Genomic DNA, 18,567 nt, shown 5'->3' with positions numbered 1-18,567 from the left:
GCATTAAGTTGGGGATTTTTATTTTTACAAATACTCCAACGGTAATGCGACTAAATCCGTATCTAACCACAGTTTTTGCGGATATTGATTAATAATGGTGCCTTGTGCCACAGTGAGTTCATCCGCCGGGATTTGATCTTTGAGCAAGTGAAAATGTTTCGCCATTTTCTTCGTTGGGCTGGCGGTGGTTTTGATTTCTATTGGGTAAAGCGTGCGATCATGTTCGATAATTAAACCAATCTCTTTTTGATTGCTGTTGCGATAGTAAAACAATGGCGGTTCAATCCCTGCGTTATAGAAAGATTTCACGATTTCGCTCACCACAAAAGTTTCAAAAAACTGACCGCGCTTTGCGCCGTGCTTAATGGTATCTGAAGTTAGCCAGCGGGTAAGATATGCCATCAAACCCGTATCAAGAAAATAGAGTTTTGGGGTTTTCACTACGCGTTTTAAATGGTTATTGCGGTAAGGCTGAAGCAAGTACACAATGCCTGAGGTTTGCAGCACCGTCAGCTAGCGTTTCACCGTATCCACCGACACGCCCACTTCATTGGCAATGTTGCTGTAATTAAGCAATTCCCCGCTACGGCTCGCCATCGCCACCATAAAGGTGGTGAAATCGTTAGGGTTGCTCACGGCAATCAGCTCGCGCACATCATGCTCAATATAAGTCGCCACATAAGAGCTGTAATACATCTGCCAATTCATTTTTTGCTCATACAAACGTGGCATATAGCCTTTATGGATAAGTTCCCAAATATCCAACTCGCCTAAATCTAATAAAGCTTTTTCGTGCTGACTGAAATAAGTTTGATTTGGCATAAAGGGCAAATTAAAGGAATTACGGGTAATTTCACGCAAGGACAGCCCTTGCAATTTCAACACCACAATCCGCCCCGCCAAACTTTCGCTAATATGCTTCATTAATTCAAAGGCTTGCGATCCCGAAAGCAAATATTGCCCATTTTGCTTATCCCGATCGATATTGAGTTTAAGCAATGAAAACAGCTCAGGTGCATATTGCACTTCATCTAAAATCAGCTTGCCCGTGTGGTTTAGAAAAAACAGCGCCCCATCATTTTTCGCCATATTCAACGCCATTGGGTCATCAAAGGTTACATAGCGATAAGGCCGGTTTGGTTTTCACCGAAATGTTGCAACAAGGTCGATTTCCCCACTTGGCGAGGACCTATCAACAACACAGCAGGATATTGCTGAACAAGCTCAGCAAGCAAATGACTTAAATGGCGTGGGTAAAATTACCCTCGGTTAACGTTGTAGCCCTAGATCGATGATTTTACAACTATTTCCTTCGCCCCTTGTGGGAGAAAGACAGATTTTTGTTTCGTTCAGAAACAAAAATCAGGATGAGAGGGATTTTATAAATAATGCTCTTAGATTATAGCCGACTATGCTTATAGATTTGTGCAATCCAGGAATAAACTTTATCTAATATACATATAAGATTGAGGTGCTTTTTTTATTCCTAATGACATCAATGTCTTAGGCTCTTCATATTTAAAAACTTGACCGATTTCTATTGCATAAGCTTTCGTTGCATTAGAGAAATACTTAAAAAACTTCTCCTTATCAATACAAATAACATTATGATAAGTATTAAATATATTAGATGGACTATCAATCTTAATATTTTTTACTTCAAATTCTCCGACAACTTTCATTACTGGATAGGTTGAATATATTATTATAGATTTCACTCTATGGATGAAGATTTTCCTTCTAAGTTCATATTTTTTCTCACCAGAAAATATCTTTTCAACATATTCAGGTTTTATCGACATAAGAATTTTCATTTAAAATGCCCATTATAGATATATTCTATTTTATTTTTTCGATATAAATCGGAAATTTTTTCAACTTCTTGAAAATCAAATTTATTAAATATTTTTGAAAAATTATCTACTGATTCTTCAGGAACGGTTATTAATGGTTTTTTTGTTTCCAAAAAGTCAAACGCCATGCCCATTAAAATTGAACCAATTCCTTTTTTTTGATAATTATCTTTTACTCGTAAAGTACAAATTTTCTTTTCATTTTCAGTCTTTTTAAGAATCATTAACCCTGATATAACGAATGAATTATTTTCATTCGATAGTGAAATAAACATATCTCGACTACTTGGTTTTTTTTCTATCTCTTTGATAACTTTTTGATACCATTCAATAATTTCAGGATATGCGGGAAGAAAACCTTTTATCTCTTCTTTTACTTGAGATTCGGTTACTAAACAATTTAAAGATAGATGTTTAAAAATATCTTTTAAACTATCAGGATTTATATCAGAATATTTAATAATTTTATATTCCATATTACCCTCCATTAAAAGTCATTAAGATGTTTTTTAACCAAGTAAAACCATAAGTTTTAATACAATCATAAATACCATTTGACATAATTGATATTAAAGATACAACAACCAAATACCAAAATATTCTTTTCTTTATATTTAAAGGATACTTAAATCTAGATAAATTAGTAAATGAATTGAGAGTAGGATTTTCTTTTGCGCTTTTTTAAAATGGTATGCAATGATATCCTTATTCTCAACAGAAATATATTTATTCCAGACCTCTTTTTCTAAAAGCCTACTTTTATAGTTACTAATAGATGATATAAATTCATCAGTAGCATTTCTCATAATTAAATAATGAATAGAGTTTATATCAAATGTATTTAATCTTAATACTTCCTCTTTAATCTTTTCATTTATAGATCTAAAATCATTTATTCTGAAGTCAATAATTTCTGTTGTACGAAGAGAAGAATCTTGCAATATATTTATACTCTCATTTTCTCTTTTTACAATATGTGATAAATTATTATTTGAAACAACCCTTATTCTAAAATAATATTTTTTTATATCTTTAATTTGAACATACTTTATCTCATTTCCTGAAAGAATATTTTCCACATTAATTTCTATTCTCCCATATTCATCTAAATTTTTAAATGAAATCAAATCATTCTCTAAATGAGATAATATGAATTCATCAGTTTTATCTTTAGATTTAAAATCATCTCCTTTTTTAGTTATCTTAACTCTATTAGGATGTATATTAGTTATAATTTCACAATTTTCGTTAAAAATGGCCTCTATCAGATCTGGTGCTTTAGACATGTCTCCACCGAGATCTTTAACATTGTCTATCTGAAATGGGCAATAAAGAATGATATTTTTAATGTTTGTTATGTCCTCAATCATCAATCCAAAGTCAAAAATCAAATTAGCATTAATTGAATTCGTGAGTTTCCAGAGATTAACATGAATATCAATTTTCGGTTCAGTCTCATTCTCATCTTTTGATCTTTGCGTATATTCTAGAAGAAAACTTCTCATTTATATGATCCTGCCCATACTATAACGTGTAACGGTACTTATTTTAGATTAAAAAAACGTATATTACTATACGTTTTTTATACCTAATTAGTAAACTATCCTACCCCAATATCACCCGCGCATTCCTAAACATCCGCACCCAAGCGCCATCTTCGCTCCAATCTTCCGGATACCAAGAGTTGCTTACGGCTCTGAACACGCGTTCTGGGTGTGGCATCATTGCGGCGATTCTGCCGTCGGTGTTGGTGATGATGGTGATGCCATCCACCGAGCCGTTCGGGTTGGCTGGGTAGGTTTCGGTGACTTGAATGTTGTTGTCCACATATTGTCCTACAATCAAGTTTTGGTTGCGAAGTGCGGTCAAGTTTTCAGGAGTTTTGAATTCCACTTGTCCTTCGCCATGGCTGACGGCGATTGGCATATGGGAACCTGCCATTCCTGCGAACCATAAAGAATTGGTGTCGTTGATTTTTACCATGGCAACGCGGGCTTCAAAGCGCTCGGATCGGTTGCGTACGAAACGCGGCCAGTTTTCCGCGCCTGGGATAATTTCCGCAAGGTTGGATAAGAATTGACAGCCGTTACACACGCCTAACGCTAAGGTGTTTTGGTTGGCGAAGAATTGGCTAAATTGCGCTCTTAATTTATCGTTAAATAAAATGGATTTCGCCCAGCCGCCGCCTGCGCCGAGTACGTCGCCGTAAGAGAAACCGCCACACGCAACAAGCGCGTTGAAATCTTTGAGATCACGTCTGCCCGCCATTAAGTCTGACATATGCACGTCAATGGCGTTAAAGCCTGCGCGGTCGAAAGCGGCTGCCATTTCGTAATGGCTGTTTACGCCCTGTTCACGCAAGATAGCGATAGTTGGTTTTGCGCCAGTGTTGATAAATGGTGCAGCCACATCTTCATTCACATCATAAGTTAAGAATGCCGATAATCCTTTGTTATTCGGATCTTTTTTCGTTGCAAATTCTTGATCTGCGCATTCTGGGTTGTCACGCAAACGTTGCATTTGGTGAGTAAGTTCTGCCCAAATACCGCGTAATTCAGAACGTTTTTCGCGTAATAAAGTTTTCGTGCCTCGACTGATTTCAAATTCATCATTGGTCGTGACTGTGCCGAGATCTTTAGTCATGCCTAAAATGCCATGCGCATTTAATACCTCACGTACAGTGTTAAGTTCACTTTCACTGACTTGAATCACGGCACCCAATTCTTCATTGAATAAGACGCTTAAGTCATCATCACCCAACGCAGAAATATCTACGCTGATACCACAATTGCCGGCAAAGGCCATTTCTGCCAAGGTGACGATTAAACCACCGTCTGAACGGTCGTGGTAGGCAAGTAATTTTTGCTCTTGCACTAATTGTTGCATTGCGTTGAAGAAGCCTTTTAAGTTCTCAACGTTCACCACATCGGCCGGTTTATCGCCCAGTTGTTTGTATACTTGTGCAAGTGCGGTCGCGCCTAAGCGATTTTTTCCTTCCCCAAGATCAATTAATAATAAACGGGTTGCGCCTTTGTCGGTGTGAAGTTGTGGGGTGACGGTTTTGCGCACATCTTCCACGCGGGCAAATGCAGAAATCACGAGCGATAATGGCGCGGTTACGGATTTTTTCTCGCCGTTTTCTTCCCAAGTGGTTTTCATGGACATTGAGTCTTTACCCACAGGAATAGTTAAGCCAAGTGCCGGACAAAGCTCCTCACCAACAGCTTTTACTGCTTCATAAAGTCCGGCATCTTCCCCTTCGTGACCTGCCGCCGACATCCAGTTGGCGGAAAGTTTAATGCGTTTGATATCACCGATATTGGTAGCGGCAATATTGGTGAGGGATTCAGCCACGGCAAGGCGTGCGGATGCGCCGAAGTCTAATAATGCTACAGGCGCACGTTCCCCCATTGACATGGCTTCGCCGTAGTAACTGTCTAAACTTGCGGTAGTCACGCCACAGTCGGCAACAGGAATTTGCCAAGGGCCGACCATTTGATCGCGCGCCACCATACCTGTTACAGAACGGTCACCGATGGTGATTAAGAAGGTTTTTTCTGCCACCACAGGTAAGCGCAATACGCGGTGTAGGGCTTCTTTTAATGCGACATTTTGGGTTGAAACTGGCGCGTTGGCTAAGGTTTTAGATGCCACATCGCGAGTCATTTTCGGGGTTTTGCCGAGCAGCACATTCATTGGTAAGTCAATCGGTTTATTGTCGAAATGGCTGTCCGCAAGGGTTAAATGTTTTTCTTCTGTCGCTTCACCAATCACCGCAAACGGCGCGCGTTCACGCTCACAAAGTGCGGTGAATAATTCGAGTTTTTCTGGGGCAACGGCTAATACATAACGCTCTTGGGATTCGTTACACCAAATTTCCAGTGGCGACATGCCTTTTTCATCGCATAAAATATCGCGTAATTGGAAGTTACCACCGCGGTCGCCGTCGTGCACCAGTTCAGGCATTGCGTTAGATAAACCGCCTGCGCCCACATCGTGAATAAAGAGAATCGGATTGTCGTCGCCCATTTGCCAGCAACGGTCGATCACTTCTTGGCAACGGCGTTCCATTTCCGGATTTTCACGTTGCACGGAAGCAAAATCTAAATCTTCTTTGGATTTCCCTGAAGCCATTGAGGAAGCCGCGCCGCCACCTAAGCCGATGTTCATGGCAGGACCACCTAATACGATGAGTTTCGCGCCCACAGGGATCTCGCCTTTTTGCACGTGCTCGGCACGAATGTTGCCGATACCGCCCGCAAGCATAATCGGTTTGTGGTAGCCACGCACTTCTTCGCCCGCAAAGCTATTGACTTTTTCTTCATAGGTACGGAAATAACCTAACAACGCAGGGCGACCGAATTCGTTATTAAACGCCGCGCCGCCCAATGGAGCTTCCAGCATAATATCTAAGGCGGAAGCAATACGGTTTGGTTTGGAAACCGGATTTTCCCAAGGCTGCTCGAAGTTTGGCACCACCAAGTTAGACACTGAGAAGCCCACTAAACCGGCTTTCGGTTTTGCACCACGACCTGTCGCCCCTTCGTCACGAATTTCACCGCCCGAACCGGTGGAAGCCCCTGGGAATGGGGAAATTGCCGTTGGGTGGTTGTGGGTTTCCACTTTCATTAAAATGTGCGCATCTTCTTGGTGATAACGATATTGCCCGTCTTGATCAGGGAAGAAACGTCCCACTTTTGAGCCTTCCATTACTGCCGCATTATCTTTGTATGCAGAAAGCACGTGATCAGGGGTTTTCTCAAAGGTGTTTTTGATCATTTTGAACAGCGATTTGTCTTGCTTCTCGCCATCGATTACCCAATCCGCATTGAAGATTTTATGACGGCAATGTTCCGAGTTGGCTTGGGCGAACATATACAGTTCGATGTCGTTCGGGTTGCGCCCAAGTGCGGTGAAATTTTCCACCAAATAATCAATTTCATCGTCCGCCAAAGCTAAACCCAGTTCCACATTCGCCACTTCTAAGGCTTTGCGACCGCTGCCTAATACATCAACAGTGGTGAACGGTTTGGGTTCTTGTTGTTGGAATAAAATCTGCGCCTCTTCCGCCTTGCGAACCACCGTTTCCATCATACGGTCGTGGATAAGTGCGGTCAGTTTTTCGGAAATTTCAGCGGTCAATTCGCCGTTAAATTCAAAGTAATAAATCAAACCACGCTCTAAACGCACCACTTTGCTTAAACCGCAGTTGTGGGCGATGTCGGTGGCTTTTGATGACCAAGAGGAAATCGTACCCACGCGTGGGATCACCACAAAGGTTTCGCCTTTAGCTTCATGCTCGGTCAAGGTCGGACCGTAGTGCAACAGTTCTTTGAGTTCATTTTCTTCAAGTGCGGTCAGTTTTTCATTTAAATCGGCAAAATGCACATATTCGGCGTACACAGACTGAACAGGGAGATTGGCTTTTTCAAATTTACTTAAAAGTTGATTGATACGGAATTCTGAAAGGGCTGGAGAACCACGAAAAATTTGGAACATAGGAATTTCACCATAAGTTTAAGTTACAAAAAATTGGGTTCATTATACCTTAAAAGGAAAACGTTTGCGTAGGGAATTTTCGCGGAAAGTGCGGTGGAAAATGGCGAAATATTGAGTGAGGTAAAATTTAAGTTTCGCGAATAGCTTTTAGAAAATCAATAAAGGCATTTTTTGGTGAAATTGTAAGGGTTTGCCAATGACGATCAAGCTCATCATGATTCCAATCGGCGTGCCATACAATTCAATATTCGCTCTGACAGTTCCCATTCTGTTAGGGGAAGTTGTCAGAGCTGATGGGATTATTTGCAAATAACATCAATTTGTTTTTTCTGTTTAATTGATTCTCTTGCGGCATCAGCAACAATTACTGCATCCATAGTTTGTTGCGTTAATACAGATTCTTTCCCTTCATTTAAATGATCGAGGATTGTTTGAGCTTCTATTTCTGTTGCTCGGCTTAGCCATAATGGGACGATTGCATTGAGTTCATTGTATCGTTGAATGGCTTTACCGCTTTCTCGTAATGAAAGATCGGCTTCAAATTCATCATATAAGTTGAATTGCTGACGTTGTCCATTTGCAAGCGTCAGTGTCATGGTTGAGTTAAAGAAATTGATAACGAGTGCGCCCAATTCCCCATGAATGGTAATGCTCCATTCGTGTAGTCTATAGGCTGTTCCCATTTCTAATGAAGCAAATATTCCACTTTTGAATTGTAATAGTAGCTGAAATATATCATGGTTTTCTAGGTTATCTGGGTGAGCGCGATTTGTTGATTGTGCATAAACAGAATCAACATCACCGAGTAACCAACAGAGCAAATCAAGCTCATGAATTTCATTGAATAATTTCCCTCCAGTAAGTGCAATATTATTTTTCCACCAGTCTTTATTTGGCGAGCTGTCTATCCAGCGTTGTCGAGTAGCTCTTGCAACAGTAATTTTTCCTAGTTTATTTTCATCAAGAAACTGTTTTGCTTTTATTACGCCCGGTAGGGTTCGAAGCAGATGGCCGATAAATAGGGTTTTATTTTTGGCGTTAGCCAGCTCAACAATCTCGCGGCATTCTTGTTGATCGATGGTGAATGGTGTTTCAATAAATACGTGGGCATTGTGGTTTAATGCGGCTATGGCGGGCTCTCTATGCGCATAGTTAAATGTAGAAATAATGACTAGATCAGGCTGGGTATTTTCCAAAAGTGCATGGATATTTTCATATGCTTGAGAGCCATATTTTTCAGCTAATTGATGAGCTCGGTCAATATTTAAATCGACAAAGCCTACTAATACGGTATTTAATTTGTTAAAACTATAAGCAAGTTGTTTGCCGAAGAATCCACAGCCGATTAATGCAATTTTAGTTTTGTTCATGGTGATTTCCTTTTAATAGGCACTGTCTGATTTCTTGAAAATAATAGAGAATGGCTCTTTGCATTCTATCCAGATCTTTGGCTTCTACAGCATCAACTAATTCTCTATATTGCAGAGCCAATATTTTTGGAGAGAAGCGAATAGGGGGTAATTGATCTTTTAATTTTTCATAAATTTCCCAGAAAGCATCAAGATATTGGCTTAATAGATGATTTTGTAATGGTTGATAAATGAGTAGGTGAATTTGCTTTTCTTCTTCTATGGAGAAAAGATTTTTTGATGCGTTTTCTTCTACTGTGCGAATAAGACTTTGTAATTTTTGATTATCTTCATCTGTGATTTTGGGAAGCGTCATTGGGGCAAAGCCATACTGTAAAATTTCACGAACGTCTAAAATGTCGATGATATTTTTAAGGTTATCTTGTAAATGTAGTTGGGCATGAAAAGTTAGCCCTCTAATCATGGGAATTAGGGAAGATGAGCCAACAAATGTGCCGATACCATGATGAATATCAAGAATATGGAGCGCCTCTAATGATTTAATGGCTTCTCTTAAGCTAGAGCGACTGACATTGAATAATTCGATTAATTCATTTTCTGTCGGCATCAAATCCCCAGATTTCAATTTTCGCTGAATGATTAATTCTTTAATTTTTTCTTGTAAATCCAGTGAAGCAGCTTTTTTTGTGAGTTTTTCCATCTTTTTTCTCTTTTTGTGAATAAGATCACAGTATTATTTTGCGAAATAAGACATCATATGTCTAAAAGATAAGACATCATACGTCTGTGCGAAGCACACGATTATTAAATAATCATAAGTTTAATTTTCGATCTAAATCTATTTGTTGTAAAGCTCTAATTATTTATATCTCAATGTATAAAAAGGTGGGTATATGGCAACACTATCACTGAAAAATATCTGTAAGCGATATGATAATGGTTTTGAAGCCGTTCAAAACGTTAATCTTGAAGTACAAGATAAAGAGTTTATCGCTCTCGTAGGCCCTTCTGGTTGTGGGAAATCAACAACATTAAGAATGATTGCAGGATTAGATGATATTACAGATGGTGAATTTTATATTGATCATGTGTTGATGAATGATATCGAAGCTAAAGATCGTGATATTGCAATGGTTTTCCAATCTTATGCGTTATATCCGCATATGTCGGTTTATGACAACATGGCATTTGCTTTGAAGCTACGCAACTTTTCTAAAGAAGATATTGATTTTAAAGTGAAAGAAGCTGCGAAAATTTTGGGGCTTGAACAATTACTTAATCGTAAACCTAAGGCGTTATCAGGTGGACAGCGCCAGCGTGTTGCTTTAGGAAGAACAATTGTCCGTTCTCCTAAGGTTTTTTAATGGATGAACCTCTTTCTAATTTAGATGCTAAATTGCGTGGCAATATGCGTGCGGAAATTATTCGTATCCATAAAAAACTCAATGCAACGACTATTTATGTTACACACGATCAAACGGAAGCGATGACAATGGCTGATCGCATTGTCGTAATGAAAAATGGTGTGGTACAGCAGATAGGCTCTCCAAAGGAAATTTATAATCACCCTAATAATTTATTTGTTGCGGGATTTATTGGTGCTCCGACAATGAATTTTGTAAGCGGTATTATTCGTGAACAGTATTTTTGTACTGAAAATCTTTCTTTATTGATTCCGGATAAGTGGTATGCGCTTATCAAAGAAAAAGGATTTGAGGGCAAAGAAATGATTTTAGGTATTCGGCCTGAAAATATTTCTAATGATCCAAGAATGCTTGAGATTTATAAAGAGGCTGTGATTTTTACGCAAGTTAATGTGGCTGAGTTGTTAGGGGCGGAATATATTTTGCATACAGATATAGATGGCCAGCCAATAAAGGCGGTTGTGCATTCACATCAAGATATTGTTATGGGGCAATCTATCCAATTGGTTTTTGATATGCAGCATATACATCTCTTCGATCCGCAAACAGAAATTTCACTATTACAGTTATAGTATTCAATATAGGAGACGGCATTATGAAACTTAAGAAATGGTTTTCGACATTACTCCCTATCATAGCTGGAACCTTTATCTTATTTGGTTGTGATGATAAGAGTTCTGTGCAAATTAATACAGGAATGCCTAAAGACGGTCAAGAGTTGGCAGGTAATATCACGTTTTGGCACTCTTTTACGCAAGGTCCGCGTTTAGAGGTTATCCAACAGGCTGCTAAGGAGTTTGAGGATAAGCATCCTAAAGTCAAAATTAAAATTGAGACATTTTCTTGGAATGACTTTTATACAAAATGGACGACGGGATTGTCTTCTGGCAATGTTCCCGATATGAGTACGGCATTACCAAATCATGTTATTGAAATGATAAATTTTGGTGCATTGCAACCCATCGGTGATCTCATTGATAGTATTGGGCGAGACAAATTTGCTCAAGGGGCAATTGATGAAGGGACCGTGAAAGGTGAAAATTATTCTATTCCGCTATATTCTCACGCACAAGTGATGTGGGTTCGAAAAGATTTGCTTGCTGCGAATAATTTGTCTGTACCAAAAACATGGGACGAGTTATATCATGCCGCAAAAGTTCTCACTAAAGATGGCGTTTATGGGCTTTCAGTACCGATGGGAAGCAATGATTTTATGGCGACCCGTTTTTTAAACTTTTATGTTAGAAGCGCAGGGGAAAGCTTGTTGACAAAAGATTTGAAAGTCAATTTAACGAGTCCGATTGCTCAAGAGGGGATTCAATATTGGGTGAAAATGTATAAAGAAACCTCGCCAAAAGATTCGGTAAACTACAATGTGTTACAGCAAGCCACTTTATATTATCAAGGCAAAACCGCATTTGATTTTAATTCAGGTTTTCAAATTGGGGGTGTAAAAGCGAATTCTCCTCAATTACTTGAACACATTGATGCCTATCCTCTTCCTCGTATGAAAGAAACGGATCCGGAAATGGGTATTGAGCGCGCGAATATTCCAATGGTGGTTTGGAAAGCGTCTAAACATCCAGATGTTGCGAAAGCATTTATGAAAACACTTTATGATAAAGAAAAATATATTCAATTCCTCAAAGCAGTGCCTGTAGGTATGTTACCAGCGGTAGAAGGTATTTCAAATGCGCCAGCATATCAAGAAGATCCAGTTATCAAGCAATTTAGCCATGCAGAAAAAGTTATTTCTGAGGCTTTAGAAAAAGGGATCGCGATTGGTTATGAGCATGGCCCTAGTGTACAAGCCGGTATTTTAACGAACCAACACGTCATTGAGAAAATGTTCCAAGATATCGTTGTGAATGGAACGGATCCAATGGTGGCCGCGCAAAAAGCGGAAAAAGAATTAAATTCATTATTTGAAGCCATCGTAACTCAGTAACGAACCGCTCCCCTAAACAGTATATAAAATATGCTTTTATGAAAGTATTAGGGGAGTGTTGTCTAAAAATGAATAAGGAGTTGTCCTTATGTATTATCGTCGCAATAACTATACGAGATGGATATTTGTCTTGCCGGCATTATTGGTGGTATCTGTATTGTTCATTTATCCATTTCTCTCCAGTATTTTTTATAGTTTTACCAATAAAAATTTGATAATGCCGACATATAGTTTTGTTGGGTTAGCGAACTATAAAGCAGTATTGTCAGATCCTAAATTTTGGCTGTCTTTTTGGCATTCATTGATGTGGACAGCGCTTTCCTTAGTTGGACAAGTTTTAGTCGGTTTTCTGCTTGCATTAGCTCTTAATCGCGTTGAACGATTTAAGTGGTTATACAAAATTCTGCTTATTGTACCTTGGGCATTTCCAACAATTGTTATTGCCTTTTCTTGGCAATGGATCCTTAACGGTGTTTATGGTTATTTGCCGAATATGCTTGTGCAATTAGGTTTAGTGGATATCGCGCCAAATTTTTTAGCAGATCGCACATGGGCATTTATTTGCTTAGTTTTCATTAATATTTGGTTTGGCGCACCTCTCATTATGGTCAACATTCTATCGGCATTACAAACGATTCCAGCAGATCAATATGAGGCCGCAAAGATAGATGGGGCGAATACCTGGCAAGTTTTCCGTTATATCACATTGCCGCATATCAAAGTAGTTGTAGGCTTATTAGTCGTATTACGTACCATTTGGGTATTCAATAATTTTGACATTATTTACTTGATTACAGGTGGTGGCCCAGCTGATGCAACACTCACACTACCAATTTATGCCTACGATATGGGGTGGGGAAGCAAGTTATTAGGACGTTCTTCAGCGGTGACAGTTTTACTCTTTATATTCTTACTATCTATTTGTTTTATCTATTTCAAAATTATTAGCCACTGGGAAAAGGAGAGTAAATAGAATGAAAAAGAAATCTTCATTAGTGGGCGATATGGTCTCCCACTTATTTTTAATCATCGCCACGATTGTTGCTATATTTCCTTTGGTCTGGATCTTTATCTCTTCTGTAAAAAGTAAGGGAGAATTAACGAGCGAACCCACAAGATTCTGGCCGAAAGTATTTACATTAGATTATTTTGAACATGTCATAAATGATCTGAATTTTATTGTAAATATTAAAAATAGCTTGTTCATTTCCTTAGTGACCACTGTTATAGCCATTACGATTTCTGCAATGGCCGCCTATGGCATTGTGCGCTTTTTCCCGAAATTAGGGGCGGTTATGTCAAGATTGCTAGTAACAACCTATATTTTTCCCCCGATTCTGCTTGCTATTCCTTATTCAATTGCTATGGCTAAAGTCGGATTAACCAACACGACAACAGGATTAATCATTGTCTATCTGTCTTTTAGCGTACCTTACGCCGTGTGGTTGCTCGTTGGCTTTTTTCAAACAGTGCCGATAGAAATTGAAGAGGCAGCGAAAATGGACGGGGCGGGCAAATTTACAATCTTTTTTAAAATCGTACTTCCTTTAGTTGCACCAGGTATTGTGGCGACAGCAATTTATACCTTTATCAATGCTTGGAACGAGTTCTTATATGCTCTGATTCTTGTCAATGATACGAGCAAAATGACGGTAGCCGTTGCATTACGTTCGCTTAACGGTGCAGAAATTCTTGATTGGGGCGATATGATGGCAGCCTCCGTGATTGTGGTTATTCCATCAGTATTATTCTTTTGTTTTATACAAAATAAGATTGCAAAAGGGTTATCTGAGGGTTCTGTTAAATAATTTTCCAGCGTTAAGTCAGCAAATCGCAAAGTGTAATAATCTAGGAGATAAAAAATGATGAAATATGGTGTTGTTGGTGTGGGATATTTTGGTGCAGATTTAGCCCGCTTTATGAACGAATTTGATAATGCACAAATTACAATGGTTTATGATCCTGATAATGGACGGGCCATCGCTGATGAATTAGGGTGTAGAGAGGCTTCCAGTTTAGAAGAGTTAGTAAGCAGTGGTGATGTAGATTGTGTCATTGTGGCTACACCGAATTATCTGCATAAAGAACCTGTGCTGCTGGCGGCAAAACACAAAAAACACGTCTTTTGTGAAAAGCCAATCGCATTAAATTACCAAGATTGTGATGAGATGGTCAAAGCCTGTGAAGAAAATGGCGTGACCTTTATGGCGGGGCATGTGATGAATTTCTTTAATGGTGTTCATCATGCTAAAAAGCTTATTAATCAAGGTGTTATTGGTAAGGTGTTATATTGCCATACGGCAAGAAATGGTTGGGAGGATGTTCAACCAAGTATTTCATGGAAAAAAATTCGTGAGAAATCCGGTGGGCATTTATATCATCACATTCACGAATTGGATTGCGTACAATTTCTTATGGGGGGAATGCCAAAATCAGTGTATATGAATGCTGCAAATGTTGCACATAATACTCCCGAATTTGGTGATGAAGACGATATGCTATTTTTAAATCTTGAATTTGATGATAATCGATTTGCCGTCTTAGAATGGGGTTCGGCTTTTCGCTGGGGAGAACATTATGTTCTGATTCAGGGGACAAAAGGCGCAATTAAATTAGATATGTATCATTGCAAAGGTACATTGCGAGTAGATGGCAAAGACAGTTACTTCCTTATCCATGAAAATCAGGAAGAAGATGATGATAGAACACGTATTTATACGAGTACTGAAATGGATGGAGCAATTCAATATGGAAAGCCTGGTAAACGTACCCCAATGTGGTTGAGTTCTATTATGAAGAAAGAAATGAAATACCTGAATGATATCTTACATGGTATGCAGCCAACAGAGGAATTTATTAAACTATTAACCGGTGAGGCTGCAAGAGCTGCTATTGCGACTGCGGATGCTTGCACATTATCGGTAAAAGAAAAACGCCGTGTTGAGATATCAGAAATTTTACATTAACCCAGTTATATTTAAATCGTGGCTTGTTGGCGAAAAACGAGTTTGATTTAAAATGAGGATAATAATTGAGAGTTTCTTGTTTAGTATAAGCGTTGCAATACTAAATAAAAAAGAAACTCTCATTTTTGATTGACTATCTGTACATGGAATATGTAAAAAATTTCTTGAAAATTTACCGCACTTTCTCAATTCTTTGGCATTTCCTCATTCCTGTTGTAAAATCAGGAAAAACTCTCAATAAGGTTATTATTTGAAAGGACTATTCTTACGCGTTATCGCAGCAATTGCCTTGCTGCTTTGGGCTATTGACATGGTGTTTCCATGGCAACGCTTTATGTTGTCTGAACAAAATCGGTATACCGCAATTCAAGCGCGAGAAAAATTAGTTGTAGGAACAGTGAATAATTCCGTGTCTTATTTTATTGGTTCGGAGGGAGCCTCCGGTTTAGAGTATGAACTCAGTAAGGCATTTGCGGATTATTTGGGGGTTAAGCTGGATATTCGAGCATTTGAAAATAGCGAGAGTTTATTTAAAGCCCTAGAGCAAAATGAAATTGATATTGCTGCGGCGAATTTATTATATCAACCGAATAAAGTACAACAATTTCAAATCGGGCCGGCTTATTATTCCGCATCATGGCAGTTAGTGTATCGGAAAGGAGAATGGCGTCCTCGTTCTTTAGCCGATATAAAAGAAAAATTAGTGGTGGCGGGTGGTTCGCAATTATCTGATTTATTAGCTGAATTACAGGGGCAATATCCACAATTTCAGTGGGTTGTGGACGATAGAGCGACACAAGAAGAGTTGTTGTTACAAGTTGCAGAGGGCAAAATAGATTATACGATTGCAAATTCTATTGATGTGTCTGCTATTCAACAGATTAAACCCAAAGTGGCGGTAGCTTTCGATTTGGTCGATGAATCTTCGGTGCATTGGTATTTACCCACTAGCTCATATAGCGAGTTACAGGCGGCACTTTTAGATTTCATGAATAGCGCCATTGAAAGTGGTATGATCGCACGCATTGAAGAAAAATATTTCAATCATTTTTCTAATTTCGACTATGTTGATATGCGCTCTTATTTGAAAGCTATCGAAACCGTATTACCTAAATATCGCCCACTTTTCGAAAAATATAAGGGAGAGTTAGACTGGCGATTGTTGGCAGCGGTGGCTTATCAGGAGTCTCACTGGCAGGAAGAGGCAACTTCTCCTACTGGGGTGCGAGGCATGATGATGTTGACGAAAGCAACCGCTGAGCGTATGAATATCACTAACCGTACAGATGCCGAACAAAGTATTCGTGCTGGTTCAGATTATTTACATTGGCTTATTGCTCAAATTCCCGATAGTGTTGATCAAGAAGATCGTATTTGGTTTGCGCTAGCGGCTTATAATATGGGATTAGGACATGTATTGGATGTGCGCCGTTTAACTAAAAGTCTAGGTGGAGATCCGGACAACTGGCTAGATGTGAAGAAAAATTTACCGCTGTTAGCGGAAAAACGGTATTATAGCAAGCTGAAATATGGCTATGCACGCGGTTACGAGGCCTATCAATATGTGGAAAATATTCGACGTTATATGAACAGCATTATTAATTATCATCGTGTGCAACAGGCGAATGTAGAAAAAAGCCTTGAGGCAGTGCATGAAACTCAAAATCAGGAAACACTGGAAATAGAACAACAAGACACGGAACCGAATACTATCATTAATGGTGCAGGAGTGAAGAATGGCTCTTAAACGTAAAAACTTTTTAAAAACCAAGAAACAATTTAATGTCAGAAAGCAGCGAGCGTTGCGTTTACAACAACTCAAAAAACATCATAGATTAATTCGATCTCGTCATGGGATCATGTTTATGTTACAACAAGAAAATTAAGCAAAACATATTATGGAATGACCGGCAAAAGTGCGGTCATTTTTTTCATTATTTTTTCTTGAGATCTTGAGGAATTATAGGTATAATCCGCACCTCACAGTCGCACCCTATTTTCGTTCCTTGCTTCCGCAGATTGGCGACTGGTCTATTGTCGGAGGCTGATTAACCCGTAAGGAGCAGTAATGCGTCACTACGAAATCGTATTTATGGTTCATCCGGACCAAAGCGAGCAAGTACCAGGCATGATTGAGCGTTATACAGGTTCTGTAAAAGAAGCTGGCGGTCAAATTCATCGTCTAGAAGATTGGGGGCGTCGTCAATTAGCTTACCCAATTAATAAACTTCATAAAGCACACTATGTGTTAATGAATGTAGAAGCGCCTCAGTCAGTAATCGACGAGCTAGAAACTAATTTCCGTTACAACGATGCAGTTCTTCGTAACGTCGTAATTCGTACTAAGCACGCCGTAACAGAAGCGTCCCCAATGGTTAAAGCACGCGAAGAGCGCAAATCTTTAGCTGAAGTTGAATCCAACGATTTTGAGGATGCTGAAGAGTAATTTGAAGATTGATAATCGTATGTGTTTAATTGGCAATGTTGTCAGTTTTCCGAAACATACGAAAGGCCCAAACGGTATTGCCCATTGTCGCTTCTATTTGGAACATCGTTCTGAACAACAAGAGGCAGGTTTTACACGACAAGTATGGTGTAAAATAGCAATACAAGTGAGCGGCAATCAATTAAACCAATGCACTCAAAGCATTACGGTCGGTAGTAAACTGTTGGTGGTGGGGTTTATTCACTCACACAAAACTGCAAATGGTTTAAGCCAATTAGTCTTACACGCCGAGCAGATCGAATTTATAGATTAGGAGAGAGCCAAATGGCACGTTATTTCCGTCGTCGTAAGTTCTGCCGTTTTACCGCGGAAAATGTTGTTGAAATTGATTATAAAGATATTCCAACATTAAAGAACTATATTACAGAGAGCGGCAAAATTGTCCCAAGCCGTATTACCGGTACTCGTGCGAAGTACCAACGTCAATTAGCTCGTGCTATCAAGCGCGCACGTTATTTAGCGTTGTTACCGTACACTGACAATCATCAGTAATTTAAGGAGTCGGTAATGCAAGTTATTCTTTTAGATAAAATTGCTCATTTAGGTAATGTGGGCGATCAAGTTGATGTTAAATCAGGTTTTGCACGTAACTACTTAATTCCACAAGGAAAAGCAGTTATGGCAACTAAAGCAAACATCGAATACTTTGAATCTCGTCGTGCTGAATTAGAAGCAAAAGCGGCGGCTGTATTAGCAGAAGCACAGGCTCGTGCAGAAAAATTAACTGCGCTTGGCCAAGTGACTATCGCATCTAAAGCCGGTGATGAAGGTCGTTTATTCGGTTCTATCACAACACGTGATGTAGCTGAAGCAGTGACTGCAGCTGGTGTAGCTGTTGAGAAAAGCGAAGTACGTTTATCCACTGGTCCATTACGTACCACTGGTGAACATGAAGTTCGTTTCCAACTTCACGGCGAAGTATTTGCAACATTAAACATCGTTGTTGTTGCAGAATAATTACCATTATTCTTGTAAAAAACCCGGCAAATATGTCGGGTTTT

16 protein-coding genes and 2 pseudogenes are annotated in these 18,567 nt (G+C 39.2%); 11 read left to right on the top strand and 7 right to left on the bottom strand.

Annotation, left to right across the window (positions count from 1 at the left end; translation table 11 throughout):
* Positions 1–24: 24 nt before the first annotated feature.
* The 7 genes and pseudogenes from CVP05_RS06630 to CVP05_RS06600 form a co-directional block, all read right to left on the bottom strand.
* Positions 25–1,235 (bottom strand): annotated as a pseudogene (locus CVP05_RS06630) (ATP-binding protein).
* 210 nt (positions 1,236–1,445) lie between these two features.
* Positions 1,446–1,814, bottom strand: coding sequence for an ASCH domain-containing protein (locus CVP05_RS06625; RefSeq protein WP_100288793.1), 369 nt, complete (start codon positions 1,812–1,814; stop codon positions 1,446–1,448).
* Entirely contained in the window at positions 1,811–2,329 is a 519-nt protein-coding gene (locus CVP05_RS06620) for a GNAT family N-acetyltransferase (RefSeq protein WP_165773133.1), read from the bottom strand. The genes CVP05_RS06625 and CVP05_RS06620 overlap by 4 nt, the downstream gene beginning before the upstream one ends.
* Before the next feature lie 138 nt (positions 2,330–2,467).
* Positions 2,468–3,358 (bottom strand): hypothetical protein, encoded by an 891-nt coding sequence (locus CVP05_RS06615; RefSeq protein ID WP_100288791.1) that lies wholly within the window; start codon positions 3,356–3,358, stop codon positions 2,468–2,470.
* A gap of 100 nt (positions 3,359–3,458) precedes the next feature.
* Positions 3,459–7,352: a phosphoribosylformylglycinamidine synthase gene (purL, locus tag CVP05_RS06610; RefSeq protein ID WP_100288790.1), complete on the bottom strand. Its 3,894-nt coding sequence runs from the start codon at positions 7,350–7,352 to the stop codon at positions 3,459–3,461.
* A gap of 299 nt (positions 7,353–7,651) precedes the next feature.
* Positions 7,652–8,722, bottom strand: a complete 1,071-nt coding sequence (locus CVP05_RS06605; RefSeq protein ID WP_100288789.1) for a Gfo/Idh/MocA family protein — start codon at positions 8,720–8,722, stop codon at positions 7,652–7,654.
* The gene (locus tag CVP05_RS06600; protein ID WP_100288788.1) at positions 8,709–9,422 is read right to left on the bottom strand and encodes a FadR/GntR family transcriptional regulator; all 714 of its coding nucleotides are present in this window, start codon (positions 9,420–9,422) and stop codon (positions 8,709–8,711) included. The genes CVP05_RS06605 and CVP05_RS06600 overlap by 14 nt, the downstream gene beginning before the upstream one ends.
* A gap of 193 nt (positions 9,423–9,615) precedes the next feature.
* On the opposite strand from CVP05_RS06600, the pseudogene CVP05_RS12895 reads away from it, so the two are divergent.
* The 11 genes and pseudogenes from CVP05_RS12895 to rplI all read left to right on the top strand — a co-directional run bounded on the left by CVP05_RS12895 (position 9,616) and on the right by rplI (position 18,523).
* Positions 9,616–10,718, top strand: a pseudogene (locus CVP05_RS12895) (ABC transporter ATP-binding protein).
* A 23-nt stretch (positions 10,719–10,741) separates the two neighbouring features.
* Positions 10,742–12,094: an ABC transporter substrate-binding protein gene (locus tag CVP05_RS06590; RefSeq protein ID WP_100288787.1), complete on the top strand. Its 1,353-nt coding sequence runs from the start codon at positions 10,742–10,744 to the stop codon at positions 12,092–12,094.
* A gap of 88 nt (positions 12,095–12,182) precedes the next feature.
* Positions 12,183–13,067, top strand: coding sequence for a carbohydrate ABC transporter permease (locus CVP05_RS06585; RefSeq protein ID WP_100288786.1), 885 nt, complete (start codon positions 12,183–12,185; stop codon positions 13,065–13,067).
* Between the two features lies 1 nt (position 13,068).
* Positions 13,069–13,902 carry a carbohydrate ABC transporter permease gene (locus CVP05_RS06580; RefSeq protein WP_100288785.1) on the top strand — a complete coding sequence of 278 codons (834 nt, stop codon included), beginning with the start codon at positions 13,069–13,071 and terminating at the stop codon, positions 13,900–13,902.
* Between the two features lie 54 nt (positions 13,903–13,956).
* Positions 13,957–15,060 carry a Gfo/Idh/MocA family protein gene (locus tag CVP05_RS06575; protein WP_100288784.1) on the top strand — a complete coding sequence of 368 codons (1,104 nt, stop codon included), beginning with the start codon at positions 13,957–13,959 and terminating at the stop codon, positions 15,058–15,060.
* A gap of 250 nt (positions 15,061–15,310) precedes the next feature.
* Positions 15,311–16,807, top strand: coding sequence for a membrane-bound lytic murein transglycosylase MltF (gene mltF, locus CVP05_RS06570; protein WP_100288783.1), 1,497 nt, complete (start codon positions 15,311–15,313; stop codon positions 16,805–16,807).
* Positions 16,797–16,946, top strand: a complete 150-nt coding sequence (locus CVP05_RS12630) for a hypothetical protein (RefSeq protein ID WP_165773132.1) — start codon at positions 16,797–16,799, stop codon at positions 16,944–16,946. The genes mltF and CVP05_RS12630 overlap by 11 nt, the downstream gene beginning before the upstream one ends.
* A gap of 182 nt (positions 16,947–17,128) precedes the next feature.
* Positions 17,129–17,506, top strand: coding sequence for a 30S ribosomal protein S6 (gene rpsF / locus CVP05_RS06565; protein WP_100288782.1), 378 nt, complete (start codon positions 17,129–17,131; stop codon positions 17,504–17,506).
* Positions 17,493–17,819, top strand: a complete 327-nt coding sequence (gene priB / locus CVP05_RS06560; protein ID WP_100288781.1) for a primosomal replication protein N — start codon at positions 17,493–17,495, stop codon at positions 17,817–17,819. Before rpsF ends, priB begins: the two co-directional genes overlap by 14 nt.
* Positions 17,820–17,830: 11 nt before the next feature.
* Positions 17,831–18,058, top strand: coding sequence for a 30S ribosomal protein S18 (gene rpsR, locus CVP05_RS06555; protein ID WP_100288780.1), 228 nt, complete (start codon positions 17,831–17,833; stop codon positions 18,056–18,058).
* Between the two features lie 15 nt (positions 18,059–18,073).
* Positions 18,074–18,523 carry a 50S ribosomal protein L9 gene (gene rplI, locus CVP05_RS06550; RefSeq protein ID WP_100288779.1) on the top strand — a complete coding sequence of 150 codons (450 nt, stop codon included), beginning with the start codon at positions 18,074–18,076 and terminating at the stop codon, positions 18,521–18,523.
* Positions 18,524–18,567: the final 44 nt, after the last annotated feature.

The sequence above is a fragment of the Conservatibacter flavescens genome (genome assembly GCF_002795425.1).
Classification (GTDB): Bacteria; Pseudomonadota; Gammaproteobacteria; order Enterobacterales; family Pasteurellaceae; genus Conservatibacter; species Conservatibacter flavescens.
The sequence above is the reverse complement of the archived record's forward strand: the minus strand, read 5'-3'. Positions and strand labels throughout refer to the sequence as shown.